The sequence below is a fragment of the Ornithinicoccus sp. genome, from assembly GCF_057176825.1.
The window spans coordinates 3194622-3221163 of record NZ_CM169976.1 but is presented as its reverse complement, the minus strand read 5'-3'; the positions used below and the strand labels follow the sequence as shown (position 1 = coordinate 3221163).

29 protein-coding genes and 2 pseudogenes are annotated in these 26542 nt (G+C 72.3%); 18 read left to right on the top strand and 13 right to left on the bottom strand.

What is annotated here, in order from left to right:
* Positions 1-4: 4 nt before the first annotated feature.
* Both AC1QRC_RS16140 and AC1QRC_RS16135 read left to right on the top strand, forming a co-directional pair.
* Entirely contained in the window at positions 5-1168 is a 1164-nt protein-coding gene (locus AC1QRC_RS16140) for a winged helix DNA-binding domain-containing protein (protein WP_484204277.1), read from the top strand.
* A 108-nt stretch (positions 1169-1276) separates the two neighbouring features.
* Positions 1277-2383, top strand: a complete 1107-nt coding sequence (locus tag AC1QRC_RS16135; protein ID WP_484204276.1) for a branched-chain amino acid aminotransferase — start codon at positions 1277-1279, stop codon at positions 2381-2383.
* A gap of 27 nt (positions 2384-2410) precedes the next feature.
* On the opposite strand, the gene AC1QRC_RS16130 is transcribed toward AC1QRC_RS16135, so the two are convergent.
* The 4 genes from AC1QRC_RS16130 to AC1QRC_RS16115 are packed head-to-tail and all read right to left on the bottom strand — an operon-like array spanning position 2411 to position 5131.
* Positions 2411-2836 (bottom strand): VOC family protein, encoded by a 426-nt coding sequence (locus AC1QRC_RS16130; RefSeq protein ID WP_484204275.1) that lies wholly within the window; start codon positions 2834-2836, stop codon positions 2411-2413.
* A gap of 26 nt (positions 2837-2862) precedes the next feature.
* A complete protein-coding gene (locus AC1QRC_RS16125) occupies positions 2863-4242 on the bottom strand; it encodes an amidohydrolase family protein (protein ID WP_484204274.1) in 1380 nt (459 codons plus the stop codon).
* A gap of 24 nt (positions 4243-4266) precedes the next feature.
* Positions 4267-4740: a hypothetical protein gene (locus AC1QRC_RS16120; RefSeq protein WP_484204273.1), complete on the bottom strand. Its 474-nt coding sequence runs from the start codon at positions 4738-4740 to the stop codon at positions 4267-4269.
* Positions 4741-4798: 58 nt separating this feature from the next.
* Entirely contained in the window at positions 4799-5131 is a 333-nt protein-coding gene (locus AC1QRC_RS16115; RefSeq protein ID WP_484204272.1) for a hypothetical protein, read from the bottom strand.
* A gap of 46 nt (positions 5132-5177) precedes the next feature.
* Between AC1QRC_RS16115 and AC1QRC_RS16110 the strand changes: the two genes are divergently transcribed.
* From AC1QRC_RS16110 to AC1QRC_RS16070, 9 genes and pseudogenes are all read left to right on the top strand, one after another.
* Positions 5178-5960: a fumarylacetoacetate hydrolase family protein gene (locus tag AC1QRC_RS16110; RefSeq protein WP_484204271.1), complete on the top strand. Its 783-nt coding sequence runs from the start codon at positions 5178-5180 to the stop codon at positions 5958-5960.
* 13 nt (positions 5961-5973) lie between these two features.
* The gene (gene murI, locus AC1QRC_RS16105; protein ID WP_484204270.1) at positions 5974-6837 is read left to right on the top strand and encodes a glutamate racemase; all 864 of its coding nucleotides are present in this window, start codon (positions 5974-5976) and stop codon (positions 6835-6837) included.
* Positions 6803-7216 (top strand): annotated as a pseudogene (locus tag AC1QRC_RS16100) (MBL fold metallo-hydrolase); the annotation flags it as partial. The gene murI and the pseudogene AC1QRC_RS16100, both read left to right, overlap by 35 nt.
* Before the next feature lie 43 nt (positions 7217-7259).
* Positions 7260-7607 (top strand): MBL fold metallo-hydrolase, encoded by a 348-nt coding sequence (locus AC1QRC_RS16095; RefSeq protein ID WP_484204269.1) that lies wholly within the window; start codon positions 7260-7262, stop codon positions 7605-7607.
* 63 nt (positions 7608-7670) lie between these two features.
* Positions 7671-7997: a nuclear transport factor 2 family protein gene (locus AC1QRC_RS16090; RefSeq protein WP_484204268.1), complete on the top strand. Its 327-nt coding sequence runs from the start codon at positions 7671-7673 to the stop codon at positions 7995-7997.
* Positions 7998-8054: 57 nt separating this feature from the next.
* On the top strand, positions 8055-8639 hold the full coding sequence (locus AC1QRC_RS16085) for a peroxidase-related enzyme (RefSeq protein WP_484204267.1): 585 nt from the start codon (positions 8055-8057) through the stop codon (positions 8637-8639).
* A 54-nt stretch (positions 8640-8693) separates the two neighbouring features.
* Complete coding sequence (locus AC1QRC_RS16080) at positions 8694-9080, top strand: PPOX class F420-dependent oxidoreductase (RefSeq protein WP_484204266.1); 387 nt, start codon at positions 8694-8696, stop codon at positions 9078-9080.
* 78 nt (positions 9081-9158) lie between these two features.
* On the top strand, positions 9159-10700 hold the full coding sequence (locus tag AC1QRC_RS16075) for a molybdopterin-dependent oxidoreductase (protein WP_484204265.1): 1542 nt from the start codon (positions 9159-9161) through the stop codon (positions 10698-10700).
* 26 nt (positions 10701-10726) lie between these two features.
* Positions 10727-11488 carry a TroA family protein gene (locus tag AC1QRC_RS16070; protein WP_484204264.1) on the top strand — a complete coding sequence of 254 codons (762 nt, stop codon included), beginning with the start codon at positions 10727-10729 and terminating at the stop codon, positions 11486-11488.
* Between the two features lie 175 nt (positions 11489-11663).
* Here the strand turns inward: AC1QRC_RS16070 and AC1QRC_RS16065 are convergent, their stop codons facing one another.
* The 6 genes and pseudogenes from AC1QRC_RS16065 to AC1QRC_RS16040 form a co-directional block, all read right to left on the bottom strand.
* On the bottom strand, positions 11664-12464 hold the full coding sequence (locus tag AC1QRC_RS16065; protein ID WP_484204263.1) for a tryptophan-rich sensory protein: 801 nt from the start codon (positions 12462-12464) through the stop codon (positions 11664-11666).
* A gap of 1 nt (position 12465) precedes the next feature.
* Positions 12466-13995 (bottom strand): flotillin family protein, encoded by a 1530-nt coding sequence (locus AC1QRC_RS16060; protein ID WP_484204262.1) that lies wholly within the window; start codon positions 13993-13995, stop codon positions 12466-12468.
* A 94-nt stretch (positions 13996-14089) separates the two neighbouring features.
* A complete protein-coding gene (locus AC1QRC_RS16055; protein ID WP_484204261.1) occupies positions 14090-14854 on the bottom strand; it encodes an ArsA family ATPase in 765 nt (254 codons plus the stop codon).
* A 34-nt stretch (positions 14855-14888) separates the two neighbouring features.
* Positions 14889-14939 (bottom strand): annotated as a pseudogene (locus AC1QRC_RS16050) (hypothetical protein); the annotation flags it as partial.
* 50 nt (positions 14940-14989) lie between these two features.
* Positions 14990-15268, bottom strand: coding sequence for a cory-CC-star protein (locus AC1QRC_RS16045; protein WP_484204260.1), 279 nt, complete (start codon positions 15266-15268; stop codon positions 14990-14992).
* Positions 15265-17007, bottom strand: coding sequence for a carbon starvation CstA family protein (locus AC1QRC_RS16040; RefSeq protein ID WP_484204259.1), 1743 nt, complete (start codon positions 17005-17007; stop codon positions 15265-15267). Before AC1QRC_RS16040 ends, AC1QRC_RS16045 begins: the two co-directional genes overlap by 4 nt.
* Positions 17008-17148: 141 nt before the next feature.
* Between AC1QRC_RS16040 and AC1QRC_RS16035 the strand changes: the two genes are divergently transcribed.
* From AC1QRC_RS16035 to AC1QRC_RS16005, 7 genes are all read left to right on the top strand, one after another.
* The gene (locus AC1QRC_RS16035; protein WP_484204258.1) at positions 17149-17934 is read left to right on the top strand and encodes a hypothetical protein; all 786 of its coding nucleotides are present in this window, start codon (positions 17149-17151) and stop codon (positions 17932-17934) included.
* A gap of 80 nt (positions 17935-18014) precedes the next feature.
* Positions 18015-18374 carry an ArsR/SmtB family transcription factor gene (locus AC1QRC_RS16030; RefSeq protein ID WP_484204257.1) on the top strand — a complete coding sequence of 120 codons (360 nt, stop codon included), beginning with the start codon at positions 18015-18017 and terminating at the stop codon, positions 18372-18374.
* Positions 18371-20071 carry a SulP family inorganic anion transporter gene (locus AC1QRC_RS16025; protein ID WP_484204256.1) on the top strand — a complete coding sequence of 567 codons (1701 nt, stop codon included), beginning with the start codon at positions 18371-18373 and terminating at the stop codon, positions 20069-20071. The genes AC1QRC_RS16030 and AC1QRC_RS16025 overlap by 4 nt, the downstream gene beginning before the upstream one ends.
* Before the next feature lie 190 nt (positions 20072-20261).
* A complete protein-coding gene (locus AC1QRC_RS16020; RefSeq protein WP_484204255.1) occupies positions 20262-21479 on the top strand; it encodes a glycine cleavage T C-terminal barrel domain-containing protein in 1218 nt (405 codons plus the stop codon).
* Between the two features lie 137 nt (positions 21480-21616).
* On the top strand, positions 21617-22393 hold the full coding sequence (locus tag AC1QRC_RS16015; RefSeq protein ID WP_484204254.1) for a methylenetetrahydrofolate reductase: 777 nt from the start codon (positions 21617-21619) through the stop codon (positions 22391-22393).
* A 2-nt stretch (positions 22394-22395) separates the two neighbouring features.
* Positions 22396-24087: a formate--tetrahydrofolate ligase gene (locus AC1QRC_RS16010; RefSeq protein ID WP_484206667.1), complete on the top strand. Its 1692-nt coding sequence runs from the start codon at positions 22396-22398 to the stop codon at positions 24085-24087.
* Between the two features lie 72 nt (positions 24088-24159).
* Complete coding sequence (locus tag AC1QRC_RS16005; protein ID WP_484204253.1) at positions 24160-24939, top strand: IclR family transcriptional regulator; 780 nt, start codon at positions 24160-24162, stop codon at positions 24937-24939.
* 66 nt (positions 24940-25005) lie between these two features.
* On the opposite strand, the gene AC1QRC_RS16000 is transcribed toward AC1QRC_RS16005, so the two are convergent.
* Genes AC1QRC_RS16000 through AC1QRC_RS15990 form a run of 3 tightly spaced genes read right to left on the bottom strand, consistent with a single transcriptional unit; the run spans position 25006 to position 26538 of the window.
* Positions 25006-25416, bottom strand: coding sequence for a VOC family protein (locus tag AC1QRC_RS16000; RefSeq protein ID WP_484204252.1), 411 nt, complete (start codon positions 25414-25416; stop codon positions 25006-25008).
* A 10-nt stretch (positions 25417-25426) separates the two neighbouring features.
* On the bottom strand, positions 25427-25870 hold the full coding sequence (locus AC1QRC_RS15995) for a helix-turn-helix domain-containing protein (RefSeq protein ID WP_484204251.1): 444 nt from the start codon (positions 25868-25870) through the stop codon (positions 25427-25429).
* A gap of 26 nt (positions 25871-25896) precedes the next feature.
* The gene (locus AC1QRC_RS15990; protein ID WP_484204250.1) at positions 25897-26538 is read right to left on the bottom strand and encodes a TetR/AcrR family transcriptional regulator; all 642 of its coding nucleotides are present in this window, start codon (positions 26536-26538) and stop codon (positions 25897-25899) included.
* Positions 26539-26542: the final 4 nt, after the last annotated feature.

Here is a 26542-nt window from a genome sequence, read left to right as displayed (position 1 = left end):
CGCCATGACAGTGACGACAACCCGCAGGCGGGTGCTCGCGTTCCGACTGCGCCGACATCACTTGACGCGGCGGCTGGGCGCCGCACGCTCGGCCGAGGCAGCGGCCACCTCCGGCGTGCGCAACAGCCCCGCCGGCTCGGCCCAGGTCGCGCTGCTGGCCCGGGTGAACGGAGTCACCGAGGGGTGGGTATCCACGGCGTTGTCCGAGCGCCGACTGGTCGAGGTGCACGACGCACGCATGGTGCCCACCCTGGTCCGGCCCGAGGATGTGGAGGTCTTCACGGTCGGCGGCATGGCGACCGACGACGCCTCGCTGCGGGAGAAGTTTGGTCCGGTCGCGACGAAGGCGCTCACGGAGGCAGACATCACACCCTCCGACGCGCTGAGCGAGGTGCTCCAGGCGGCGCGTGCCGAGTTGGCCGACGGTGCCCGGGCCTCGGCCGAGCTGAGCGCGGCGATGACCGCCCGGTTGCCCGGACCGATGTCGTTGTGGTGCGAGCGCTGCGCCTCACGACACATCCACGAGAGCCTGTTCCGGCTCCCCGGTGCGGCCGGGATCCTGTGCCTGGCGCCGCGCTCCGGGCGGGAGGTTCGCTACGTGCGGGTGGACCAGTGGCTCGGCTCGCAGACCGCGGCTGTCGGGGCGACGGACGCTGAAGACGCCGGCCGCGAGCTGCTCCGGCGGTTCCTGCGCTGCTACGGGCCCGCGACGCCGGGGGAGTTCGCCGAGTGGACCAGGATCAGCGCCGGCGGCGCCAGGAGCAGGTTCACCGATCTCGCCGACGAGCTGCGCGACGTGCACTGGGACGACCGCACGGGTGTCGTCCTGCGCGACGACGTCGATGAACTGCGCCGGGCACACACCCCGGCCGGGGTGCGACTCCTGCCGCCGAACGACCCGTACCTGCTCGCCCGGGACAGGGAAACGCTGCTCCCGGACCCGGCCGAGCGCCGGGCGCTCTGGCCCTCGCTCGCCGCACCGGGCGCCGTGCTGGCCAAGGGTGAGGTCGTGGCGACCTGGCGCGCGCACAAGAAGGGCACCGTGCTCCGCCTGCAGGTCAGCACCTTCGAGCGCGCCGCTGCCACAGCACCCTCGCTCCTCGAGCGGGAGGCTCACCACCTCGCCGAACTGCGCGGTTGCCGGGGCGTCGAGGTGACCGTGAGATGACCGCCCGGTGTGTCCGGAGGAGTATGCCGAGCCGGACCGGGGAGAGGCGGCATGCCTGCGGGAGGTAGCCTCACGACATACCCGCAGCGCAGCCGGCCAGGAGGAAACATGACCACCCAGACCACCACCCAGTACGCGGTCCAGGAGCGTCCGGACCGTGCGTCCGCGGAGCGGGTGGCGCAGGTGCTGGCCAAGCCGGCGTTCGGCGCGGTGTTCACCGACCACATGGCGCTGGTCGACTGGACCAAGGAGGGTGGCTGGGCCGACCCGCGGGTGGTCGCCTACGGCCCCTTGCAGCTGGACCCGTCCTCGGCGGTGTTCCACTACGGCCAGGAGATCTTTGAGGGGATGAAGGCCTACCGGCACAGCGACGGCTCGGTGTGGACCTTCCGGCCGGAGCAGAACGCCGCCCGGTTCAACCGGTCCGCCGCCCGGCTGGCGCTGCCGCAACTGCCCGAGGAGCTGTTCCTGGAGGGGCTGCAGGCCCTCGTCGGGCTGGACCAGGCGTGGGTCCCGGGGCAGGAGCTGGGGGAGTCCAGCCTCTACCTGCGGCCCTTCATGATCGCGACCGAGCCGGCGCTGGGGGTGCGGCCCAGCAACCAGGCGCTGTTCGGCGTCATCGCCTCGCCGGCGGGGGAGTACTTCGCCGGCGGTCTGAAGCCGGTGAGCATCTGGCTGTCCGAGGACTATGTGCGTGCGGCCCCGGGAGGCACGGGTGGTGCCAAGTGCGGCGGCAACTACGCGGCCTCGCTGGCGCCGATGGCCGAGGGCCTGGAGCAGGGGTGCGACCAGGTCGTCTTCCTGGACGCCATCGAGCACCAGTGGGTGGAGGAGCTGGGCGGGATGAACCTGTTCTTCGTCTACCAGGACGGCAGCATCGTCACCCCGGAGCTCACCGGCACGATCCTGGAGGGCGTCACCCGCGGGTCGCTCATCGAGCTGGCCAAGGAGCGCGGCCACGAGGTGATCGAGCGCAAGTACTCCATCGAGGAGTGGCGCGCGGACGCCGCCTCCGGGGAGCTGGTCGAGGTCTTCGCCTGCGGCACGGCCGCCGTCATCACGCCGGTCGGCACGCTGAAGTGGCGCGGTGGCGAGGTCGCGGTCGGTGACGGCGAGTCCGTCGGCGAGGTGGCCGCGGACCTGCGCAGCACCCTGCTGGACATCCAGTACGGCCGGGCCGAGGACACCCACGGCTGGATGCACCGCCTCGTCTGACGCGCGATCTCTCGACCGCGTCAGGGGTCAGTCGCGGTCAGGGCCCGGGGACTCCGGGTCGGTGAGCTCCACCGTGAGACCGTCGGGGTCCCGCACGACGAAGGACCAGTAGCCGACCCAGAACGGCGCCGGGCGCAGCGCGAGCACGCCGGCGTCGGTGAGCAGGGCGACCGCAGCCCGGAAGTCAGTCGGCTCCAGCGCCACCGAGATCGACCGCACCTGCTCCGTGTCAGGTGCGTCGGGCAGCTGGCCGTGGCCCCACCCCGGTTGGAAGGCCCAGCCCTCCGGCCGGTCGAGCGTGTCCACCCGCTGGAAGCTGACCTGGACGCAGTCGTGCCGGAAGGCGATGTCATCCGGCTCGTCCCAGATCTGCTCCAGCCCCACCAAACTGCCGAAGAACTCCTTGGTCGCCGCGATGTCCGTGCAGTACTCGTAGGTGAACCAGGTGGCCATGGATCGACGCTACCCCCTGGGCCGGGTCAGGGCAGCGAGAGCTCCACCGGCACACCCCACTTCCAGACGCCCACCGTCCTGCGCAGATCAAGGATCTCTGCGGTGGGGTCGCCCTCGGACAGCACCACGTCGGCGCGCAAGCCCTCCCGCACCCGGCCCCGGTCGAGCAGGCCGACGGTGTCAGCGGTGAGTGCCGTGGCCGAGCGCAGCGCCTGCGCGGGAGTCATGCCGGCCTCGACGAGCACCTCGAGCTCCACCAGGAGTCCCGCCCCGGAGATGGTGCCCGGGTTCCCCGCGTCCGTGCCGGCCAGGACCGTCGCGCCGGCGTCGACCAGGGCCCCGAGGTTCGCCAGACTGGCCTCCCAGCGCTCTGTCCGGGCGAGGCTGGCGCCGCGGAAAGCCTGCACGGCGTCGGGGTGCACCCGGTCCATCACCCGGGCCTCGTCGACGATCGACTTGTGCCGGGTCGCCAGGGAGAAGCCTGCGGTGCTCACCACGAAGGTGCCGCTCTCCACGATCCGGGCGACCTCCTCGTCGGGCAACTCGGCGTCCCATGCCACGTGCGCCAGCCCGTCGACGCCCGCATCCAGGGCCGCACCGGTGTCCGCGACAGACTGCGCGTGGCCAAACACGAGCAGTTCCCGGTCGTGCGCCGCCTCCACCAGGGCCCGCAGGACGGTGGGCTCCAGTGCAGTGAATCCCTCGCCGCTCTCGACGACGACCTTCACGTAGTCCGCGCCCTCCTCCAGCCGGGCCGCGACCCAGGCGTCCGCCTCGCCGGCGTCGGTCAGCGTGTCGGGCTGGAAGCCGAACTGGGTGCCGTGCCCGCCGGGCGCGGTCGCCAGTTGCATCGAGGTGAACAGGTCGGCGCGGCCGGTGGCGCCGTCGCGCGCCTCCTCCTCGCGCACGGCGTCTCGCTCCTCGAACCCGAACAGGTCCAACTCGGTCGCCACGCCGAACCGGAGGGCCTGCTCCGGCATCCCCGGGAACACGTGGGTGTGCGCGTCGATCATCCCCGGCGTCAGGGTGTGGCCGCGTCCCTCGACCTCGGCCGCCCCGTCGGGGGCCGACAGACCCTCACCCACGCCCGCGACCAGACCGTCCGCGAGGAGCACGTCCACCCCGCCCCGGACCTCGTCACCGTCGAACAGCCGCACCCCGCGGAACAGCGTCGGTGCGGTGGCCGGCAACCCGGGCGGGACCCGCACGGCCTCGACGAGGGGGCGGTGCCCGGTGGTCCCCGGGGTCGTGGGGGCACGGGTCGGCGCAGCCCCCGATGCCGTATGCCGTGCCGCGTCACCCGGCCCGGTGGCCGGGTCGTTCCCGCGCCCTGAGCACCCGGCGAGCAGCACCAGGGCCCCGGCCCCGAAGGTGCGACGGGTGATCTGTGCGTGTCCCTGCCCCATACCCCCATTCTGGCAGGAGCCCGGTCAGTCCGGCAGGACCTCGAGGAGCCGGCGGCGCAGCGCGTTGCTGCGCTCGGCGAAGCCGCGTTGGGCACGGGCGTACTCCGCCTTGCCCCCCGGGGTCTCGATCCGCACCGGCTCATAGCCCAGCTCGGACAGGTCGTACGGCGCGGCCCGCATGTCCAGCTCGCGGATCTCGCGGGCCAGGCGGAACGCCTCGAGCGTCAGCGCGCTGGGCACCAGGGGCGTCAGCTTGAAGCACCACTTGTACACATCCATCCCGGCATGAAGGCATCCGGGCTGCTCCATCGCCACCTGCCCCTCGCGGGTCGGCTGCAGGCGGTTCCGCGGAACCGCCTCGGGGGTGAAGAACCGGAAGGCATCGAAGTGCGAGCACGCCACGCTGTGCTCCTCCACGACCGCGTCCGTGCCCGCGCGCCCCAACCGGAGCGGCCACCCGGTGTGCCGCAGCGACTCCTCGTCGGCGCGGTACACCATCGCCCACTCGTGCAACCCGAGGCAGCCGAACCGGCCGCGGCCGGGACAGCGGTCGCCGTCAGCAGCCCCCGCACGAAGTCGACGGCCGCCGCCCCGCCGCTCCAGGAACCCGGCGACGTCCACGCTCGCGCGCCCCTCGGCATACCGTGTAGAACGCCCAGTCCGCCCGTTCGGCGGCACCCTCCAGGGCCACCCCGGCCCCCGGGTGCCAGCGCGCCAGCTGGGCGGGCCGGAAGTTGTAGTACTCGAAGAGGAAGTCCTCCACCGGGTGGGAGCGCCCCTCGCGGCGCCGGTCCAGCCGGCCGGCGGTGAGCTCCTCGACGGCAGCAGCGTGCGCCGCGGCGCGGGCGCGCCAGTCAGCCTCCACCACCACGGGGATCGTCGCCGTCACACCGGGCAGTATGCCGAGTGGGCCCCTGATCCCCTACTCTCATCCCGTGCGTATCTGCAGATTCACCACCGGTGACGATCCCGAGTTCGGCCTAGTCGACGGGGCCGGGGAGAAGATCGCCGCGATCTCGGGCGACCCGCTCTACACCAAGATCGAGCTGACTGGAGAGACGCACCGGCTGGAGGAGGTCCGGCTGCTGGCCCCCGTCATCCCGCGCAGCAAGGTGGTGGCGATCGGGCGCAACTACGCCGACCACGCGGCCGAGCTGGGCAACGAGGTGCCCGACCAGCCGCTGATGTTCTTCATCCCGAACACCGCCGTGGTCGGGCCGGGCGACCCCGTCGTCATCCCGCCGTTCGCCCGGGAGATCTCGTATGAGGCCGAGCTGGCCGTGGTGATCGGGCGGATGTGCAAGGACGTCCGGGCCGAGGACGCGGCCGGGGTGATTTTCGGTTACACCGTCGCCAACGACGTGACCGCCCGCGACCTGCAGCAGTCGGACGGCCAGTGGGCCCGCGCCAAGGGGATGGATACCTTCTGCCCGCTCGGTCCGTGGATCGAGACCGACCTGGACGTCAGCGACGTGCGGGTGCTGTCGCGGCTGGACGGCGAGGTCCGCCAGGACGGCAGCACCGCCGACATGGTGCACGGCGTCGCGTCCCTGATCGAGCACGTCACCGCGGCGTTCACCATGCTGCCCGGTGACGTGATCCTCACCGGGACGCCCGCGGGGGTGGGCAGGGTCGAGGCGGGCCAGCGCATCGAGGTCGAGGTCGACGGGATCGGCTCCATGAGCAACCTGTTCGTCGCGGCCGAGTCCGACGCCTAGGAGCGACACCACCGTGACCGACTCCCCGGTGGGGATCTTCGACTCCGGGTTCGGCGGACTGACGGTCGCCCGTGCGGTGCTGGACCAACTGCCCCACGAGTCCGTGCTCTACCTCGGCGACACCGCCCGCGCCCCCTACGGGCCGCGACCCATCGCCGAGGTGCGCCGCTACGCCCTGGAGTGCCTGGACCGGCTGGTCGACCACGGGGTGAAAGCCCTGGTCATCGCCTGCAACTCCGCCTCCGCCGCGATGCTCGCCGACGCCCGGGAGCGCTACGACGTGCCCGTCATCGAGGTGATCCGCCCGGCGGTGCGTCGCGCCATGGGCGCCACCCACTCCGGCCGGGTCGGGGTCATCTCGACCGCGGCGACCCACCAGAGCCGGGCCTACCTGGACGCCTTCGCCGCGGCCCCGCCGGACGTTCGGGTGTTCAGCCAGCCCTGCCCGCGCTTCGTGGAGTTCGTCGAGTCCGGCGTCACCAGCGGCCCCGAGGTGCTGGAGGCCGCCCGGGAGTACCTGCAGCCCCTGGTCGAGGCGGAGGTCGACACCCTGATCCTGGGCTGCACCCACTACCCGCTGCTGTGGAGCGCGTTGTCCTACGTCCTCGGCGACGGCGTCACCCTGGTGTCCTCCGCGGAGGCGACGGCGACCGAGCTGTTCCGGGTGCTCACCGACACCGACCTGCTCCGCCCGGAGGACCAGGGGGACCCGGAGCACCAGTTCCTCACCACCGGCGACCCGCACGGGTTCACCCCGCTGGCCCGCCGCTTCCTGGGCCCGGAGGTCGAGCACGTGGGTCGCGCCTACGTCGGGCGGCCGGAGGAGTGGGACGGGCCGGGCAGTGACGAGGCGGGCAGCGAGGCAGCCACCGGGTAGCGTGACGGGCGTGGAGCTCACCGTCATCGGCTGCTCCGGGTCGCTGCCCGGGCCCGACGGGCCTGCGTCCTGCTACCTGCTCACCGACGGTTCCTGGCAGCTGGTTCTCGACCTGGGCAACGGGTCCCTCGGAGCCCTGCAACGGCATACGGACCCCGCGACCCTCGACGCGGTGCTGCTAACCCACCTGCACCCCGACCACTGCCTCGACCTCGTCTCCCTCGACGTGCTCCTCAAGCACCGACCCGGCCCGGCCCCGGCGCGACGCATCCCGGTGCACGCCCCGGCAGGAGCGGCGGCGCGGCTGGGGCGCGCGGCTGGCGTCACCGCGCCGGAGGACCTGACCGGCAGCTTCGCCTTCGCCGACCTCGCCGACCGCGGGGCCTTCACAGGTCGGCCCGTTCACCGTCACCCCGGTCGCGGTGCACCACCCGGTGGAGTCCTACGGGTTCCGGGTCGAGGCCGGCGGCGCGGTGCTCGCCTACACCGGCGACACCGACAGCTGCCCCGCCCTGACCGCCCTCATGACGGGGGCCGACCTGGTGCTGGCGGACTGTGGCTACGTCGACGGCCGGGACACGGCCCGGGGCATCCACCTGAGCGGGAGCCGCGCCGCCCAGGCCGTCGCGGACGCGGGGGGAGTGGGCCGGCTGGTGCTCACCCACCTGTCCCCGTGGAACGACCCGGACGTATGCCGTGCGCAGGCGGCGGCCGTGTGGTCCGGGGCGGTGGAGGTCGCCCGGGCGGGCCAGCGGTACCGACTGGCCTGATTGCCGACGCGCGCCGTTCACCTCGGCCCCCTACGGTGGAGTGAGGACAGGAAGGTGAGTCACATGACGGAGCTACCCAGCCCGGTCCGCGAGTTCGTCGAAGCGGTCAACGCCCACGACGAGGACGCGTTCCTGAGCAGTCTCGGCAGCACGGGGGTGGTGGACGACTGGGGGCGGGAGTTCCTCGGCCGCCAGGAGATCAAGGACTGGAGCGACAAGGAGTTCATCGGCGCCCGCGGCACCATGGACGTGCAGCGGGTCGATGTGCGTGAGGGCCAGGTGGTGGTGCTGGCCGACTGGCGCAGCAACCACGCCAACGGCATGTCCCAGTTCACCTTCGACGTGGACGGTGACACGGTCACCCGGCTGACGATCCGCGGAGCGCACTGAGGTCCTGCGGTCGACGGGGCACGCGGCGACGGTGTGGGCAGGCGCTACCGTGCGGGCATGACCGAGCAGCCCGCCGAGCAGCCCATCTCCTTCCTCCGCGTGCCCGAGCGCGACGAGCTGCCCGAGGGGGTGGGTCGGCTGTGGGACAAGGCCCAGGAAGCGTTCGGGTTCGTGCCCCACGTGTTCCGCGCCCAGGCGGTCAACGGGGAGCAGTTCCTCGCCTGGTGGTCCTACTTCAACCTGCTGCTCAACAAGGAGGGCCACCTGACGAACGCCGAGCGCGAGCTCGTGGCCGTCGTCGTCAGCGGCCTCAACGGCTGCACCTACTGTGCCGTCTCCCACGGCGCGGCACTGCGGGAGTACTCCGGTGAGGTCCGCACCGCCGACCTGGCCGCCGTCAACTGGCGTCAGGCCGATCTGCCGGAGCGCGAACGTGCCATCGCCGAGTACGCCGAGCTGCTCACCCGCGCCCCCGACCAGGTGTCCGCCGAGGACCTGGAGCCGCTGCGCGAGGTCGGGATGGACGACCACCAGATCATGGAGTTGGTGCAGGTCATCGGCATGTTCAACATGACCAACCGGGTCTCCAGCGCCCTGGGGTTCGTCCCCAACGAGGAGTACCACTCCCACGCCCGGCCCTGACCGTCGCACCGCGGCGGGGGAACACCCGACCCGCGCCCGGGGTTGCCGATAGGTATGACGCACCTGACGACATACGCCCAGCAGTTGCTCGACGCCCCCACCTACGCGGTCCTGGCCACGGTCAACCCCGACGGATCCCCGCACACCTCCACGATGTGGGTGGCGCGGGAGGGCGACGACGTGGTGTTCTCCACGCTCGACGGCCGGCAGAAGGCGCGCAACCTGCGGCGCGAGCCGCGGGTGAGCGTGATGCTCACCGACCCGGACAACCCGTTCCGCTACGCCGAGGTCCGGGGCACCGCGACGCTCACCGCGGACGACGGCGTGGACCTGATCCATGCCCTGAGCCAGAAGTACACCGGCCAGCCCTTCCCCGAGGACGCCGTCGGCACCGACCGCGTCGTCGTGCGCGTCTCCCCGACGAAGGTCGTCGAGCACTGACCCGGGCCCCCTGTCGGATTTTCGGGTGACCCGAGAATCCTGCAGCCGGCTCCCAGCCGGCGATGCGATCATGCGGGAGTGAGCAGCCGGTCGGACGACGCGGTCGCGGGAGTCGCGGCGGGCGCGTTCACGCTCGGAGTGGCCGAATTGGGAGCTGCGGCGCTGCAGAGCGTCACCGGCAGTGCCGGCACGCCCTCCCCGTTGCTGGCGGTCGGCGGCGCCTTCGTCGACCGGACCCCGGCGTGGCTCAAGGAGTTGGCCGTGGGCGTCTTCGGGACGGCAGACAAGGTGGCGCTCTTCGTGGGGATGGGCCTGACCCTGGTGGTGGTCTGCGGCGCCCTCGGTGTCCTGGTCGGCCGACGCAGGTCGGTGGGGCTGGTGGTCTTTGCCGCGGTGGGGGCGGTCGGGGCGGCCGCCGTGCTCAGTCGCCCCGGGTCCTCGTGGCCGGAGGCCGTGCCGACCGTGGCGGGGGTGCTGGCGGGTCTCGTGGTCCTCACCCGCCTGGTGCCCTCCGACACCACCGCCGGTATGCCGTCAGCCGGCCCCGCGCCGACCCGCCGCTCCGTGCTGGGGTGGGCTGGGGTCTTGGCCGCGGCAGGCGTCCTGGGCATCGTCGCGGGCCGGACCTGGGCCCGGGCGGGCGAGGTCGTGCGGGAGGCCCGTGCCGTGTTCCGGGTGCCGGCGGTGGCCGACCCGGTGGCCGTGCCCGCCGGCGCCGAGCAGGGCGTCCCCGGCCAGGCCACCTACCTGTCGCCGACCGAGGACTTCTACCGGATCGACACCGCCCTCTCCGTGCCACAGGTCGACCCGGCGACCTGGCGGCTGCGGGTCCACGGCATGGTCGACCGGGAGGTCGAGATCGACATGGCCGAGCTGCTGGAGCAGCCCATGGTGGAGGCGCTGGTCACCCTGGCGTGCGTGTCCAACACGGTCGGCGGCACCCTGGTCGGCAACGCGCTGTGGACCGGGTGGCCGGTCCGCGAGCTGCTGGCGCGGGCCGGCGTCCAGGAGGGTGCGGACATGGTGCTCTCGACCAGCATCGACGGCTTCACCGCCGGCACCCCGTTGGAGGTGCTGACCGACGACCGCAACGCCCTCCTCGCGGTGGGGATGAACGGCGAGCCGCTGCCGGACCGACACGGCTTCCCGGTGCGCCTTGTGGTCCCGGGGCTCTACGGGTACGTCTCGGCGACCAAGTGGGTGGTCGACCTGAAGGTGACCACGTTCGCCGTCGACGAGGGGTACTGGACCCCGCGCGGGTGGTCCGAGCGCGGCCCGATCAAGACGGCCTCCCGGATCGACGTGCCGCGGCGCGGGGCCACCCTCGGCCCGGGGGCGACCGTGATCGCCGGCGTGGCCTGGGCGCAGACCCGCGGGATCCAGCGGGTGGAGGTGCAGGTCGACGACGGTCCGTGGCAGGAGGCCGAGCTCGCGCTGGAGCCGTCGGTCGATTCGTGGCGGCAGTGGAGCCTGCCGTGGGAGGCGTCGGCGGGGGAACACGCGATCACGGTCCGCGCCACCGACGGCACGGGTGAGACGCAGACCTCGGAGGTGGCCGGGGTGGTGCCCGACGGCGCCACCGGCTGGCACCGGGTCGACGTCACGGTCGGGGCGGGTTGAGCACCGCACCTGCGACGATGAGCCGTATGCGGATCGTCTCCCTCCTCCCGTCCGCCACCGAGACGTTGTTCGCCATCGGCGCGGGCGAGGACGTCGTGGGGGTGACCTTCGAGTGCGACGCACCCGCCCAGGCGCGCGAGCGGACCATCGTGTCCACCTCGGCCCTGCCGCAGGCCGTGGACGGGCACCCACCCACCCCGGGCGAGGTCGACGCGGCGGTCCGGCGGCTCCTCGCCGAGGGGGCCGACCTGTACCACCTGGACCGGGACGCCCTGGCCGGGCTGGACCCCGACCTCGTGGTCACCCAGGACCTCTGTGCCGTCTGCGCGGTCGACGTCACCGAGGTGGACGCCGCGCTGGACTATCTCGGCTGCTCCGCACAGGTGCTGACCAGCGACCCGCACTCCGTTGGGGACATCTTGGACGGGATCGTGCGCGATGGGGGAGGCGACGGGGCGCCGGGCCGGACGCGGCACGCGCTCGTGGAGCTCGCTGCACCAGACGGCTCGCGGCCCTGCCCAGCGGGCCGGTCACGCCGTCGGGCGAGCCCTCGTCGGATGCCCCGAACGTCCTGGTCCTGGAGTGGACCGACCCGCCGTTCACCGCCGGGCACTGGGTGCCCGAGATGGTGCGCGCGGGCCGGCGGCCACAGCGTGCTGGGCCGGCGCCGGACGCGAGGTCGGAGCACCACGACCTGGCAGGAGGTGGCAGCTCCGCCCGGGCCGAGGTCGTCGTGGTCGCCCCGTGCGGGTTCGACCTGCCGGGCGTCCGCCCGGCTCGGGCCGTGACCTGCTGGCCTCCGGGCTGACTGGACCCCGCGCTGCAGCCCGGACACCCAGGTCTGGGCGGTCGACGCCAACGGCTCGTTCGCCCGGCCCGGCCCGCGGGTGGTGGACGGGGCCGAGGCGCTCGCCGCGATCCTCGACCCTGACAGGGCCCGAGGGCGGCCCGATCCCGCGATGGCTACCCGGCTGCGCTGACCCCGCCGGTGGCGGGTCGGGCGGCGCGGGCGCGCACCACCAGCGGCACCAGCACCAGCCCGGCCGCGACGACGGCGGCGGCGCCGGCCACCAGGGAGGATGCGGGCGCGTCCGCCCACCGGCCGTAGGCGATCCACGCCACACCCCACGCCATGGCGGCGGCGACGGCCAACCGGCCACCGTACCGGTGGGCGTAGATCGCCCCGAGGCCGAGGACGGCCAGGAGCACCGCCACGGTGGCGGCCGCCGGCCCGGTGCCGGTGGCCGGCACTCCCGACCCCACCAGGGCGGCGGCGATGTTGGCGCAGGCGGCGACCGCTACCCACCCCAGGTACAGCCCGAACGTGCCGTCGAGCAGGACGCGGTCGGCCCACCCCCGCGCGGGCAGTGTGGTCAACCGCCCCACGACGATCTTGAGGACGAGGGCGAGCCCGAGGATGACCGCCACGCTGGGCCACAACCACCCCTGCTGGGTCACCAGGAGCCAGGCGGCGTTGAGGAGCATGGAGGCCCCAGCATACCAGCCGGTGGCCCGTGCCCGCTCGGACGAGGTGCTGCCCGGCAACCACTGCCAGATGACATAGCCGGCGAGCCCGAGGTAGATCACCGACCAGAGGGAGAAGGCCGGACCAGCCGGCGCGATCAGCGTGGCGTCGGCGGCGAGGGCTCCCCCGGCAGACTCCTCCACGCGGCGACCGAGGACGCCCAGCCCGACGAGCGTGCCGAACGCGCAGACCAGGGCGCAGCCGGTGACGGCCACTTGGCGGAGCCGGTCGGGGCTCACCTCAGCCGCCCGTCGTGTCGTCGCCCGCCGTCTCGTGGCCCGCCGCGTCGCCGCCAGCTGCGTCCTCGCCGCTGCGCAGCAGGCCGAGCACGTCGAGACCCGTCGTGCGGCGGACCACCTCGAAGGTCTCCTGCAGGTTGCTCCCGACGCTGCGGGACAGCTGCCCGGCACCGTCGTTGGAGATGACAGTCAGGTCATCGATCGCGCTGAGCGGGGCCGCCAGCTCCCGGGCCAGGGAGGGCAGCATGTCGACGACCATCTGGGAGATGGCGGCCTGGCCGTACTTCTCGAAGGCCTCGGCCCGGCGCTGCAGCGTCTCGGCCTCCGCCTCACCCTTGGCCCGGATCGCCGCCGCCTCGGCCTCACCCTCCAGCTGCACCGCCTCGGCCAGGGACCGCCGCCGGTCCAGCTCGGCCTGGCCCTCCAGACGCACCCGCTCGGCATCCGCCCCGGCCGCGAGACGGGCGCGTTCGGCGTCGGCACTGGCCGAGAGTCGCACCCGCTCGGCCTCGGCCTCGGCGTCGGAGATCGCCTTGGCCTTGGTCGCCTCGGCGGTGTAGATCTCGGAGTTGCGTCGGGCCTGTGCCTCCTGCTCCTTCTGGTAGCGCGCGGCGTCGGCCGGCTTGCGGACCTCGGTGTCCAGCTGGCGCTCGGTCAGCGCCGCCTGCCGCTCGGCCACCCGCTCCTGGCTGGTGAGCACCTCCTGGTCGCGCTCCGCCTTGGCCAGGGACCCGGCGGCCGCCGCGTCGGCCGCGGCCCGGTCGGTGTCGGCCTTGAACCCGGACTGGCGCAGGTCGAGGTCGCGCTGCGCCTCGGAGATCCGCTCGTCGGCCTTCGCCTCGGCCTGGCTGGCCTCCTGCCGGGAGCTCGCCTCGGCGATGGCGGCGTTGCGGGCGGCGACCGCGGCCTCGGGCCGGCCCAGGTCGCGCAGGTACTCGTGGTCGTCGCTCACGTCCTGGATCTGGAAGGTGTCCAGCACCAGGCCCTGGTTGCTCAGCGAGCTGATCGACTCCTCGGCGACCTGGGCGGCGAAGGCGGCCCGGTCGCGGATGATCTCATCGACCGTCAGGGTGCCGACGATGGAGCGCAGCGACCCGGCCAGCACCTCCTGGGTGAACTCCTCGATCTCGTCCTGCTGGTGCAGGAACCGCTGCGCCGCCGCCCGCACCGAGTTCTCCGTGCCGCCGACCTTGACGATCGCGACGGCGTCCAGGTTGAGCCGGATGCCCTGCTTGGAGACGGCGCCGCTGATCCGCACCGAGATGCGGCGCGAGGCCAGGCTGAGGGAGTGCACCCGCTCGGTCAGCGGCTTGACGAAGACGCCCCCGCCCATCACGACCTTCTGCCCCGACAGGTCGGTGGTGACCTCGCCGGTCTCCGGGTTGGTCACCGCCTTGCCCTTGCGGCCGGTGATGATGAACGCCTCGGAGGGGCTGGCCACCTTGTAGCGCCGGGCGATGACCAGGATCGCCAGCAGCAGGAACAGGATCGCTACCGGGATGATGATCAACAACGGAGTGAGCTCGAGCATGGTGCGACCTTCTGTTCGGTGGAGAGACGGATGCCGCAGTGACCCCTGCTGCACGCGCCCACCCTTTCACGTGGCGGACCCCCCGTGCGAGCCGTCAGGGCCCAGTGAGGAGCGGGGAGAGCTCCCGCAGGGCGTCCGCACCGGTGGGCTCCGCGGCCAGCTCGGGGACCTGGACCATCCCGTGGTCGGCGAAGGTCTCCCGGACCTCCGCCAGCACCGACTCCTCGACATACTCGGGCACCTGGTTGAGCACGGCGGGGCCCAACCGCATCCCGGCCCCGGTCAGCTCACGGACCGCCCGCTGTGTCTCCGCCAGGACCATGCGCCGGGGCACCAGCACCAGCCGGATCCGACAGTCCGGCCCCCGCAGCCGGTCCGCGGCGGCCTCGAGCCGGCGGCGCCGCTCGTGCAGCGTCTGCAGGAGCGGGTCGTCCTGCGGGTCCGCCTCGTCGGCCGAGCCGGCGACCGCGGAGGCCATCCGGTCGGACTGCACCACCTTCTCCCGCTGCCGCGCGACGCCGCGCACCCACGGGGTGAGCAGGGCGGGCAGGGCCAGCATCCGCAGCAGGTGCCCGGTCGGGGGACTGTCGACCACGAGCCGGTCCCAGCGGTCCGGGACCTGGGCCATCGCCTCGATCAACTGGTCGACCAGGGCGGACTCGGCCATGCCGGGGCTGCCGGCCGCGTGCTCCAGGTGGCGCACCACGGCGGGCATGATCTCGCGGGGGACGGCGGCGTAGGCGTCCTCGGTGACCTGGCCGATGCGGCGCTGCACCGCGGCCTCGGCGTCCGGCTGGCGCACCCACAGCCCCGGGCAGACCTCGACCGGGGCTGTCCCCGACCGCGACGCCGAACACATCACCCAGGCTGTGCGCCGGGTCGGTGGACAGCACCAGGGTGCGGTGTCCGGCGTCGGCCGACCCCACGGCATACGAGGCCGCCATGGTGGTCTTGCCCACGCCGCCCTTCCCGCCGAAGAAGGTGATCGCCGGGCTCAACAGCACATCCCCGGGGCGCCGTAGTCCTCCCGGCCCATCCGCTGGTGCCACGCGTGGGCGTCGGCGAGCAGGTGTGGCACCAGGTCGAGAGTCTCGTAGGCGACCGGGTTGTCCACGCCCAGGCTGTCCAGCAGGAGCAGCACCCGGAGGGTGTCCTCCTGCTCCCGGGCCTCGCGCCGCAGCTCGTGCCGCCAGCGCGAGGCGAAGAGCTCCTCGTGGAACGCCTCGACGCGGCGCCAGGACGCCGCGACCCGGGCCAGGACGCTCGGACTCACTCGCGTTCGGCCTCGCTCAGGTCCTCGGTCGCCCCGGCGGGCGTGCCGGACCGCTCGGCGAACGCCTTGCGCAGCGCCAGGCCGGCCTCGACGACCAGCCACATCGCCAGGGCGAAGATGACGAAGTCGAGCGGGGCCAGGAAGAACCGGTCGATCGCCTCGTCGGACTGCAGGAACCGGAGCAGGTTGTAGATGAGCGCCCAGGACGTCATCACCAGCAGGAACAGCAGCGGGACCAGCACGGCGACCGGGTTGCGGTTGTTCTTGGTGACCCAGACCGCGATGACGGCGAGCGCCAGGCCGGCCGTGAGCTGGTTCGTGGTGCCGAACAGCTGCCAGAGGGTGCCGAGGGCGAAGTTGCCGGGGATCATCGCCAGCGCCAGCGGCACCAGGGTGGCCACCAGGGTGGCCGCCGTCAGGTTCCGCGCCAACGGCTTGAACTGCACGATCTCGGCGATCTCCTGCACGATGTAGCGCTGCAGCCGCACACCGGTGTCCATCGTCGTGGCGGCGAAGCTGACGACCACGACCACCGCGAAGATCACGCCGACGTCCAGCGGGATCCCCAGGTTGTTGGCGAACTGGCCGACACCCTCGACGAAGTTGCTGGTGGCGCCGGCGGAGGCGTCACCGAAGCTGGTGTAGAGACCCTGCCAGGCCGAGGCCGGGGAGGCCGAGGCCGCGACCACGCCCGCGGTGCAGGCCAGGATCGAGCAGACGGCGAGCAACCCCTCGCCGCTGGCCCCGAGGTAGCCGACCATGCGGGCGTCGGTCTCCTTGTCCAACTGCTTGGCCGTGGTGCCGGAGGACACCAGGCTGTGGAACCCGGAGATGGCGCCGCAGGCGATGGTGATGAACAGCAGCGGGAACCACGGCGGGGAGTCCGCCGGGACGTCGTTGATCAGCGGGGCCACGATCTGGTCCCACCCGGCGATCACGCCGAGGAAGATCACCACGAAGGCCAGCGTCATCTGGTGCAGGTTGATGTAGTCGCGGGGCTGCAGCAGCATCCACACCGGGATCCGCGAGGCGATGAACGCGTAGAGGAACAGCAGCAGGATCCACAGCGTGTTGGCCGTCATCCCCATGGCCTCGGCGACACCGGACAGGTCGATCGGGAAGCGGACGCCGATCGGGATGCAGATGTAGACGAGGGCCAGCGCGACGATCGAGGGGACCAGGGCGGCCGTGCGCCGCTTGTAGACGATCTGACCGACGGCGATCGCCAGCGGGATCTCCACGAGCACGGGCAGGACGGCCGCGGGGTAGTTGACGAACAGGTTGGAGATGACGATCGCGAAGACCGCGTTCACCATCGTCAGCAGCAGGAAGATGATCAGCAGGAACAGGGTGCGCGACCGCTTGTTGATGACGTCGCTGGCCAGCGTCCCGATGCTCTTGGCCTTGTGCCGCACGGACACCGCGAGGGCGCCGAAGTCGTGCACGCCGGCGGCGAACACGGTGCCGATGAGCACCCACGCGAGGGCGGGACCCCACCCCCAGAACACGGCGATCGCCGGCCCCACGATCGGGGCCGCGCCGGCCACCGAGATGAAGTGGTGGCTGAACACGATGTGCTTGTTGGTGGGGACGAAGTCGACCCCGTCCCTGAACTCGTGGGCGGGAGTGATGAAGGACTCGTCGAGCCCGTAGACCTTCTTGGCCAGGTAGGGGGAGTAGAACCGGTATCCGAGGGCGAAGATCACCACCGCGGAGGCGAGTACGACGACTGCGGGCATTGCAGGTCACCTTCCATGTCCGTCCGGTACGCGGTGGACGCAGGAGGGGCGGCGCGGCCTGGCGCAGTGCGGTGTCGGACTGTGGGGGTCGGCTAGGGTGCCAAAAAAACCTAGCAGACCACTTGGGCGAGGAGAGGGACCTTGGCGTTGTTGGCGGCAGCCTGGGCGCGGGCGACCGTGGCCGAGCTGAGCTGGCTCACCGACGCCGGCCCGACGGGGCTGCCGGTCGTCCCCCTCGTGCTGGGCGGGACACCGTGCGTCGCGTTGCCCTATGCGCACTACGACACGGCCATCCGTATGCAGGGCAGCACCGTGGCCTGGACCGTCACCGACCTCATGGGTGGCAGTCGCGCGACGGCCGTGGGCGTGGGCCGGGTCGAGGTCGTCGAGGACCCGTCGGGGGAGGTGTTCGTCGCCGACCTCCTCGAGCAGGAGGTGGTGAAGTACCCGCCGACCCGGTTGCGGGCCGACAGCCTGATGTCCCGGCGGGAGAACTGGTGGTGGACGCCCCGGCTCCTGGTGACGCTGCCGACGGTGGAGGAGGAGTCCGAGGTTCCCGGTCGGACCAGGGCCACGGACGCCCTGCTGGTGCGGGCGGAGGGCGGGCGGCCCCAGGTCCAGGTGGTGACGGCCCGGGAGTGGCCCTGGGAGGTGGGCGAGCGGACCGAGGTCTTCGGTCGGGAGGGGAGCGAGGTGGCCGGCAGGGGCGAGCCGGTCCACGTCTGGGCCCACGCGCACAGCCCGGACTTCGAACGCTGGGAGCGGTGGCACCGCACCGGCCGGTTGGAGGGGGAGCACTTGGTCCTCGCCGAGGCCGAGGGCCTGCCCCGGGAGGAACTGGCCCCGTTGCGGTTCCTGGAGCGCTACCTCAACCACCGCGAGACCGCCCGGGCCTGCCGGGCCGGTTTGGCCGCCGCCGGCCACTGACGTCGGCGCGCCAGCGATTGAGCGAATGCTAAAGTCATCAAGCGATTCGCTCCTCCCACCCCTGCTGCGATGAAGGCACCGTGACCCCGACGTCCCCCGACGCCCCGCTGTATGAGATCAAGGCCAACCTCTTCAAGGCGCTGGCCCACCCCGCGCGCATCCGCGTGCTGGAGATCCTGCTCGCCTCGGACGACCCGTGCCCGGTCAGCGACATGCTGGCTGCGCTCGAGATGGAGGCCTCCCTGCTGTCCCAGCACCTGAGCGTGCTCAAACGCCATCACGTCGTCACCTCCGACCGGGTGGGCAACGTGGTCACCTACCAGGTGGCGCACCCCCAGGTGGCCGACCTGCTCCGGGCGGCCCGGTCCTTCCTGCTGGACCGGCTGGCCACCCAGCAGGAGCAGTTGGCGCGGGCCGCGGACCTGGCGGACGTGCGATGACGCTCCCGTCGCTGCGCGGTCTGCTGCCGGACCGCAGCGAGTACCTGGAGATGCGTCACCACTGGCGTGGCGACCTGGCGGCCGGGGCCACCGTCGGGATCGTGGCGCTGCCCCTGGCGCTGGCGTTCGGCATCAGCTCCGGGGCGGGGGCCGCGGCGGGGCTGGTCACCGCGGTCGTCGCGGGTCTGGTCGCCGCCGTCCTCGGCGGCTCCAACGTGCAGGTGTCGGGGCCGACTGGGGCGATGGCCGTGGTCCTGGTGCCCATCGTGGGTCAACACGGCGTGGGGGCCCTGGCGCTGGTCGGCGTGCTCGCCGGCCTGCTGCTGGTGCTCACGGGGGTGCTCGGGCTGGGTCAGCTGATCGGGCTGGTGCCCTGGCCGGTGATCGCCGGGTTCACTGCGGGCATCGGGGTGATCATCTTCCTCCAGCAGGTCCCGTTGGTCCTCGGGGGTGGGGGCGAGGTGGGCACCCGGCCCCTGGTGGCCGCGTGGCGCACGGTGCGCGGCGCCGACTGGTCGGCCGCCGGCTGGCCGCTGCTGGTCGTGGCGATCGTCGTGCTGCTGATGTTGGTGGCGCCGTTGTGGAACGCCCGCTTCCCGATCTCTCTGGCGGCCATCGTGGTGGTCACCCTGCTGGCCGAGTTCCTCGACCTGCCGCTGGACCGGATCGGGGAGGTCCCGTCCTCGCTGCCGGCCCCGGCGGTCCCGGCGCTGGACCCTGGCCTCCTGCAGGCCGTGTTCGGCGCCGCGCTGGCGGTCGCGGCGCTGTCGGCCATCGAGTCGCTGCTGTCGGCCCGGGTCGCGGTCGACCTGTCTGGTGACGCCCGCTACAACCCGGACCGCGAGCTGGTGGGGCAGGGAATGGCCTGTGTCACCTCAGGCGTCTTCGGCGGCATCCCGGCCACCGGCGCGATCGCCCGCACCGCCGTCAACGTCCGGGCCGGCGCGCGCACCCGGCTCTCGGCGATCACCCACTCCCTGGTGCTCCTCGGCGTGATCTACCTCGCCTCCGGGCCGGTGTCCCGGATCCCGATGGCGGCGCTGGCGGCGGTGCTCATGCTCACCGCGGTCCGGATGATCCCGTTCGGTGAGATCCGCACCATCCTGCGCGCCACCCGCTCCGACAGCGTCGTGCTGCTCCTGACGATGCTCATCACCGTGCTGGTGGACCTGATCGAGGCGGTCCAGTTCGGGATCGTCGTGGCCGCGATCTTCGCGCTCCGTGCGGTCGCCCGCACCAGCGGGGTGCACCGCGAGGAGATCAGCAGCGACCCGGACCCGGCCGACGAGCGGATCCTGGTCTACCGGCTCACCGGGTCGATGTTCTTCGGCGCCTCCGAGCGGGTGCGCGGCGAGGTCCGCGCGGAGGGCGACGTCGAGGTCGTGATCCTGGCCTTCTCGCAGCTGCGCACCCTGGATGTCACGGGGGCTAACACGCTGGCCGAGATCGTGCGGGCCCTCGAGCGGCAGGGCGTCACGGTGCTCATCAAGGGCGTGCCCAGCCGGCTCATGCCGATCATGCGCTCGGTCGGGGTGATCTCCTCGCTGCGCGACCGGCGCCACCTGTTCCACACCTTCCCCCCGGCGCTGGAGCACGCCCGCAGCCACGTCCGGCGCAGTGCCGCGGCCCGCGAGGCGGCGGCCGCGGACCAGGAGGCCGGGGCGGGCACAGGGCCCGGAGGTGCGCCGGGCCGCTGAGCCGGCTCACGGCAGAGCGACCCGGCCCAGGCAAACCCGCTACGAAGTTGCGGGACCGGGCGTCAAACTCGCTATGAAAATTGGGGGAGGACGCGCGGGCGCACCCCTTGACCGGGGCCGGACGGGTGGCGCATGCTGTTGCGTATAGCGATGAGCGTTGCTTATCACGCAACACCGGAAGGACCCCACCATGGCCGTCAACCCCAACCCCGGCATCCTGCAGTACCCCCGGATCCGCAAGTCGCCCTACTTCTACTCCTCGCGCGAGCACGGCGTGGCGCTCTACAGCGTCTACAACCACACCTACCACCCGCGCCACTACGGTGACCCGGTCGCCGAGTACTGGCACCTGCTCAACGCGGTCACCCTGTGGGACGTCGGCGTCGAGCGCCAGGTGGAGATCACCGGGCCCGACGCCTTCGACTTCACCAACATGCTGGTCTCGCGCGACCTGACCAAGTGCAAGGTCGGTCAGGCCAAGTACGTCTTCATCACCGCCCCGGACGGCGGCATCATCAACGACCCGGTCCTGCTGCGCCTGGGGGAGAACCACTTCTGGCTGTCCCTGGCCGACAGCGACGTCCTGCTGTGGGCGAGGGGGTTGGCCTACGCCAACGGGATGAACGTGCAGATCAGCGAGCCGGACGTCGGCCCGATGCAGATCCAGGGCCCGAACGCGACCGGGGTGCTGGTCGACCTGTTCGGCGAGTCCATCCACGACATCCCCTACTACTACGTGCGCGAGTACGAACTGGACGGGATGGACGTCGTGGTCTCCCGCACCGGCTTCTCCGCCGAGATCGGCTACGAGATCTACCTGCGCAACGCCAGCCGGGACGCCACCCGGCTGTGGGACACCGTGTGGGAGGCCGGCCAGGCACACGACCTGAAGGTGATCGGCCCGTGCCACATCCGGCGCATCGAGGCCGGGATCCTGTCGTGGGGCAACGACATGTACTACGACACGAACCCCTTCGAGGTGGGCTACGGCTTCGAGCAGACCTGGATGGTCGACCTGGAGCAGGAGGCCGACTTCGTCGGCAAGGACGCGCTGAAGAAGGTCGCCGCAGAGGGCATCTCCCGCAAGCTCGTCGGCCTGCACATCGACGGGCCCAACCTCGGCTCGTTCAACGACGGCGCGATGATCGACTTCTTCCCGGTGCTCGACGAGGCGCTGGAGGTCGGCCGGGTCACCTCGGCCTGCTACTCGCCCCGGCTGGAGCGCAACATCGGCCTGGCGATGGTGCCGCTGGAGTATGCCGAGCTGGGCACCGACCTGCTGGTGCGCACCCCGCACGGGGTTGCCTCGGCACAGGTCACCACCTCGCCGTTCATCGACCCGGACAAGGACCTGCCCAAGGGGCTGCCCGTCCAGGTGGCCACGGACGAGGCGGCCACGGCGGGCTGACGGGCTCGGCCGGGCAGGTCTGGCAGGTCGGGCAGAGAGCAGGCAAAGAGGTGTCCGCCGAACCCCTGGTGCCCGCGTCGGGCGAGCCCGGCGCGGGTCTTAAGGCACTCGGGTCGCCGCGCTGGGAGATGGTGCCGATGCGCGGGATCGAGGAGGCCGTCGAACTCCTGCCGCCCGGCTCCACGGTCACCGTCACCTGCTCGCCCACGCGGGGCCTGGACGCCAGCCTGACGGTCGTGGCCGACCTGGCGCGCCGCGGCCACCGCCCGGTGCCGCACCTGGCCGCCCGGATGGTCAGCGGCGCGGACCACCTGACCCAGGTGGTGCAGGAGCTGGACCGGCTCGGGGTGCGCGACGTCTTCGTCATCGCCGGGGACGCCGCCACCCCCGCCGGACCCTACGAGGGCGCGGCCGACCTGCTCGAGGAGATGCACCGGCTCGGGCACCCGTTCGCCGAGGTCGGGGTGACCGGCTACCCGGAGAGCCACTCGTTCATCCCCGACGGCGCGACGATCACGGCGATGGCCGCCAAGGCGCCCTACGCGACCTACCTGGTCTCCCAGATCTGCTACGACGCCGAGGTGGTCCGGCGTTGGGTGGACGCGGTCCGGGCGCGCGGGATCACGCTGCCGCTGCACCTCGGCATACCGGGCGTGGTGGACCGCACCCGGTTGCTGCGGGTCTCCGCGCGGATCGGCCTGGCCGACTCGGTACGGTTCCTGAAGCGACAGACCGGCGTGGCCGTGCGCGCCGCCGCCGGGTACACCCCGGACCACCTGGTCACCGGCCTGGGGCCGCTGTTCGAGGACCCCGGGGCGCGGGTGGTCGGGTGGCACCTGTTCACGTTCAACGAGATCGCCCGGACCGAGCAGTGGCGCCGCGCCCTGCTCGCGGGGAAGGAGAAGATTCGGTGAGTATGCCGTCCAACCTGGCCATCGCCCGCGAGGCGGTGTTGCGCCCGTTGGAGGACGTGGCCGCCTCTATGGGGATCGGCCCGCACCTGCTGGAGCCCTACGGCCGCGGGGCCGCCAAGATCGACCTCGCGGCGATCGAGGAGCTCGCCGACCGGCCGCGGGCCAAGTACGTCGTGGTCTCCGCGGTGACCCCCACCCCGCTGGGCGAGGGCAAGACGACCACCACGGTCGGCATCGGCCAGGCGATGGCGCACCTGGGGCACCGCGCGACCATCGCCATCCGGCAGCCGTCGATGGGCCCCACCTTCGGGATCAAGGGCGGCGCGGCGGGCGGGGGCTACAGCCAGGTGGTGCCGATGGAGCAGATCAACCTGCACCTGACCGGCGACATGCACGCGGTCACCGCGGCGCACAACCAGCTCTCGGCCATGGTGGACAGCCACCTGCACTTCGGCGGCGAGCCGGTGCTGGACCCGCGCAGCATCACCTGGCGCCGGGTGATGGACGTCAACGACCGGGCGCTGCGCAACGTCGTGATCGGGCTGGGCAGCCGGGCCGACGGGGTGGCCCGCGAGACCGGCTTCGACATCACGGCCGCCTCGGAGGTGATGGCCCTCCTGGCGCTCGCCGACTCACTGCCCGACCTGCGGGCCCGGCTCGGCCGGATCGTCGTGGGTGCCACGCCCGACGGGGAGCCGGTGACCGCCGAGGACCTCAGGGCGGCCGGCGCGATGGCGGTGATCCTCAAGCAGGCGATCAAGCCCAACCTGATGCAGACCCTGGAGGGGACGCCGGTGCTGGTGCACGCCGGGCCGTTCGGCAACATCGCCACCGGCAACTCCTCGGTGGTCGCCGACCGGATCGGCATCCACGCCGGCGACTACCTGATCACCGAGGCGGGGTTCGGCGCCGACATGGGGGCGGAGCGGTTCTTCAACATCAAGTGCCGGGCCTCCGGGCTGACCCCCGACGCCGCCGTGGTGGTCGCCACGGTGCGGGCGCTGAAGGCGCACTCGGGCCGGTTCACTGTCGTCGCCGGCCGGCCGCTGCCGCCGGAGATGCTGGCGGAGAACCCCGACGACGTGCACGCCGGCGCGGCCAACTTGGTGAAGCAGATCGAGAACATCCGGGTGCACGGGGTGTCCCCGGTGGTCGCCGTCAACGCCTTCCCGACCGACCACCCCAGCGAGCACGCCGCGATCCGGCAGATCGCCGAGGCCGCCGGGGCCCGGGTGGCGGTCTCCACCCACGTGGCCGACGGCGGCAAGGGCGGGATGGAGCTGGCGTCCATGGTCGCCGAGGCCGCGCAGGAGCCCTCGCAGTTCGCCATGCTCTACCCCGACTCGGCGTCCCTGCGGGACAAGGTGTCGGCCATCGCGACCCGGGTCTACGGGGCCGCCGGCGTCGAGTACGCCCCGGCCGCCGCGCGCCAGCTGGACCGGTTCGCCGAGCAGGGCCTGTCCCACCTGCCGGTGTGCATCGCCAAGACCCACCTGTCGATCAGCTCCGACCCGACCCTGCTGGGTGCCCCGACCGGGTGGACGCTGCCGGTGCGCGAGGTGCGCGCCTCGGTCGGCGCCGGGTTCATCTACCTGATCTGCGGGGAGATGCGGACCATGCCCGGCCTGGGCCGCAACCCCGCGGCGATGCTGGTCGACCTGGACGACGACGGCGAGATCGTCGGGTTGTACTGATCCGACGGTGGAGACACGGCGATGACGGAGCCAACCCGGGGACGCGGGCACGCAAGGCATAGGGTCGAGCCGATGGCTAGTGACTCCGGGCTCGTGCAATCGGTCGACCGCGCCGTGACCGTCCTGGAGATCCTGGGCCGGGACGGCGCCGTCGGCGTCTCCGAGCTGGCCCGGCGGATGGATATCCACAAGTCGACCGTCTCGCGCCTGCTGGCGACCCTGGAGCGCCGGGGCATCGTGGAGCAGCAGGCCGACGGCGTGCAGTACGGCCTCGGCCTGGGGCTGGTCCGGCTGGCCCGCTCGGTCGCCGAGGACCTGGACCTGGTGGCCCTGTCCCGTCCCGTCGCCGAGGAGCTCAGCCGCACCACGGGGGAGACGGTCAACGTCTCGATCCTGGAGGACGGCGAGGTCGTCAACGTCGACGAGGTGAACCTGTCCGACAGTGTGCTCGCGGTGAGCTGGCTGGGCCGGCACACCTCACTGCACAACACTGCCAACGGCAAGGTGTTCCTGGCCCACCTTGACGGGAAGGCGGTGGACCGGATCCTCTCCGGACCGCTGGAGGCCACCAGCGAGCAGACCATCACCGACCCGGCCGAGCTGCGCCGCCAGCTGGACACGATCCGCGAGTCCGGCCACGCGTGGCAGTTCGAGGAGCTGGAGGCGGGCATGTCCGCCGTCGCGGCTCCCATTCGCGACGCCACCGGCGAGGTGTTGGCCACCCTGTCGGTCGCCGGCCCCAGCTTCCGGATGACCGAGGACCGTATCCCCGAGCTCACCCGTCTCACCCTGGCCGCCGCCGACCGCATCTCCCGCAAGCTCGGCCGCTCCGAGCCCCGCGCCGCCGGGTGACCCCGCAGAATTCTCGGGTGACCCTGGTCGATAGCGCCAGGTTCCGGGGTGAAGCGGGGCCGAGGCTCAGGAACCCATCTGCCCGATGCGCAGCCGGTTGCCGAACGGGTCGCGGATGCCGAAGTCGGTGCCGTAGTCCTTGGCACTGATCTCGTCGGTGAAGTCCACGCCCTTGGCGACCAGGTCGTCGTACATGCCCTGAGCGTCGTCGGTGGCGAGCGCGATCCAACCACCGCCGGCGCCCTTGGTGAGCAGGTCGCGGACCTGGGCGGCCGTGGCTTCGTCCATCGACGGTGGACCGGGCCGCTCCAGCAGGATTTCCCGGTCCGGGTCGCCGGGGACAGCCACGGTGAGCCAGCGCATGATCCCGAGGTCGGCATCGGTGCGCACCTCCAGCCCGAGGGTCCCGACATAGAAGTCGAGCGCCTCGTCCTGGTCCAATACGAAGATGGAGGACAGCCTGGTGTGAGTCAGCATGCGGCCCACGCTAGGCGGGACGAGCCTGCGCCGTTGTGCCAAAACTGCTCGGTCTGGTCCACGCCTTCTCGAAGCACGTCGGGACGCCTGGCGCGGCGTCGGAGGCCGCGAGTCGGTAGGCGGCCGGCGGCACGCCCACGATCCGCCGGAAGGTCCGCGTAAACGTCGTCAGGTTGGTCCAGCCGACGGCGGTGCAGATCTCCTGGACCGGCTGGTCGGTGGTGCGCAGCAGGGCCATGGCCCGCTCGATCCGGCGCCGCTGGAGGTATCGGTAAGGCGTCTCGCCGAAGGTCTCCCGGAAGGTGCGGATGAAGTGAGCGGGGGAGCAGTGGGCGACCCTGGCCAGGGCGTCGACGTCGAGCGGCTCGGCATACGCCCGGTCCATCACGTCGCGGGCGCGCAGCAGCAGCCGGTTCGTCCGCTCGCGCTCACCCTGTGCGGTCCGTGGGCTCACGGACCCAGCGTATGCCGAGGGCCGGATCAGTGCGGTGCCGTCTCCTTCAGGACCGTGATCGCCTCGTCCAGGTAGTGCTGCCAGTCACCCTCGGTGCCGGCGTCGAACCAGTTCTTCAGCGCGTTCATGATCGGCCAGACAATCGCGGCGGCGATGACCCGGGCCTGCCCGAACGTCCAGCGGCCGGTGTCGGCCATCACCCTGGCGATCTCGTCCACCATCGTGTCGATCGTCAGATAGGCCTGGGCCCGCACCGACTCGTTCTCGAACCAGAGCGTGATCCGGCTGCGGGTCGAGGCGGCCTCCACCACGAAGTGGCCCTGCCCGATCATCCCCAGGGCAGCCTCGGCCGCCGCCCACGGGGAGAGGCCCTGCTGCAGGTAGTGGGCCAGGCCGGCCAGCGCCCGGTCGTCGTACTCGTCGTGCAGCACCAGGCCCTCCTTGGTGCCGAAGTAGCGGTAGACCGTGCTCGCCGACACCTCCGCGGCGGCCGCGACCTGCTCGATGGTGACCCGGTCGAAGCCGTGCTCCTCGAAGAGCGCGACGGCGGTCTCCTGGATGTGGTGCATCGTCGCGGCCTTCTTGCGCTCCCGCAGACCGGGCGGGGGCGGCGGTGCGGGGAGGTCTCGTGCGGTGTCCATGGGCTCCTCGCCGGATCGGAAAATCATGACA

What these genes read in the sequence shown, in the direction of transcription:
- AC1QRC_RS16020 (WP_484204255.1), top strand. Translation starts at nt 20,262, where the DNA reads ATGGCCGTCAACCCCAACCCCGGCATCCTGCAGTACCCCCGGATCCGC.
- AC1QRC_RS16010 (WP_484206667.1), top strand. Translation starts at nt 22,396, where the DNA reads ATGCCGTCCAACCTGGCCATCGCCCGCGAGGCGGTGTTGCGCCCGTTG.
- AC1QRC_RS16070 (WP_484204264.1), top strand. Translation starts at nt 10,727, where the DNA reads ATGCGGATCGTCTCCCTCCTCCCGTCCGCCACCGAGACGTTGTTCGCC.
- AC1QRC_RS16025 (WP_484204256.1), top strand. Translation starts at nt 18,371, where the DNA reads ATGACGCTCCCGTCGCTGCGCGGTCTGCTGCCGGACCGCAGCGAGTAC.
- AC1QRC_RS16080 (WP_484204266.1), top strand. Translation starts at nt 8,694, where the DNA reads ATGACGCACCTGACGACATACGCCCAGCAGTTGCTCGACGCCCCCACC.
- AC1QRC_RS16005 (WP_484204253.1), top strand. Translation starts at nt 24,160, where the DNA reads ATGGCTAGTGACTCCGGGCTCGTGCAATCGGTCGACCGCGCCGTGACC.
- AC1QRC_RS16015 (WP_484204254.1), top strand. Translation starts at nt 21,617, where the DNA reads ATGCGCGGGATCGAGGAGGCCGTCGAACTCCTGCCGCCCGGCTCCACG.
- AC1QRC_RS16040 (WP_484204259.1), bottom strand. Translation starts at nt 17,007, where the DNA reads ATGCCCGCAGTCGTCGTACTCGCCTCCGCGGTGGTGATCTTCGCCCTC.
- AC1QRC_RS16140 (WP_484204277.1), top strand. Translation starts at nt 5, where the DNA reads ATGACAGTGACGACAACCCGCAGGCGGGTGCTCGCGTTCCGACTGCGC.
- AC1QRC_RS16135 (WP_484204276.1), top strand. Translation starts at nt 1,277, where the DNA reads ATGACCACCCAGACCACCACCCAGTACGCGGTCCAGGAGCGTCCGGAC.
- AC1QRC_RS15990 (WP_484204250.1), bottom strand. Translation starts at nt 26,538, where the DNA reads ATGATTTTCCGATCCGGCGAGGAGCCCATGGACACCGCACGAGACCTC.
- AC1QRC_RS16000 (WP_484204252.1), bottom strand. Translation starts at nt 25,416, where the DNA reads ATGCTGACTCACACCAGGCTGTCCTCCATCTTCGTATTGGACCAGGAC.
- AC1QRC_RS16130 (WP_484204275.1), bottom strand. Translation starts at nt 2,836, where the DNA reads ATGGCCACCTGGTTCACCTACGAGTACTGCACGGACATCGCGGCGACC.
- AC1QRC_RS16055 (WP_484204261.1), bottom strand. Translation starts at nt 14,854, where the DNA reads ATGTGTTCGGCGTCGCGGTCGGGGACAGCCCCGGTCGAGGTCTGCCCG.
- AC1QRC_RS16085 (WP_484204267.1), top strand. Translation starts at nt 8,055, where the DNA reads ATGACCGAGCAGCCCGCCGAGCAGCCCATCTCCTTCCTCCGCGTGCCC.
- AC1QRC_RS16060 (WP_484204262.1), bottom strand. Translation starts at nt 13,995, where the DNA reads ATGCTCGAGCTCACTCCGTTGTTGATCATCATCCCGGTAGCGATCCTG.
- AC1QRC_RS16120 (WP_484204273.1), bottom strand. Translation starts at nt 4,740, where the DNA reads ATGGTGTACCGCGCCGACGAGGAGTCGCTGCGGCACACCGGGTGGCCG.
- AC1QRC_RS16090 (WP_484204268.1), top strand. Translation starts at nt 7,671, where the DNA reads ATGACGGAGCTACCCAGCCCGGTCCGCGAGTTCGTCGAAGCGGTCAAC.
- AC1QRC_RS16125 (WP_484204274.1), bottom strand. Translation starts at nt 4,242, where the DNA reads ATGGGGCAGGGACACGCACAGATCACCCGTCGCACCTTCGGGGCCGGG.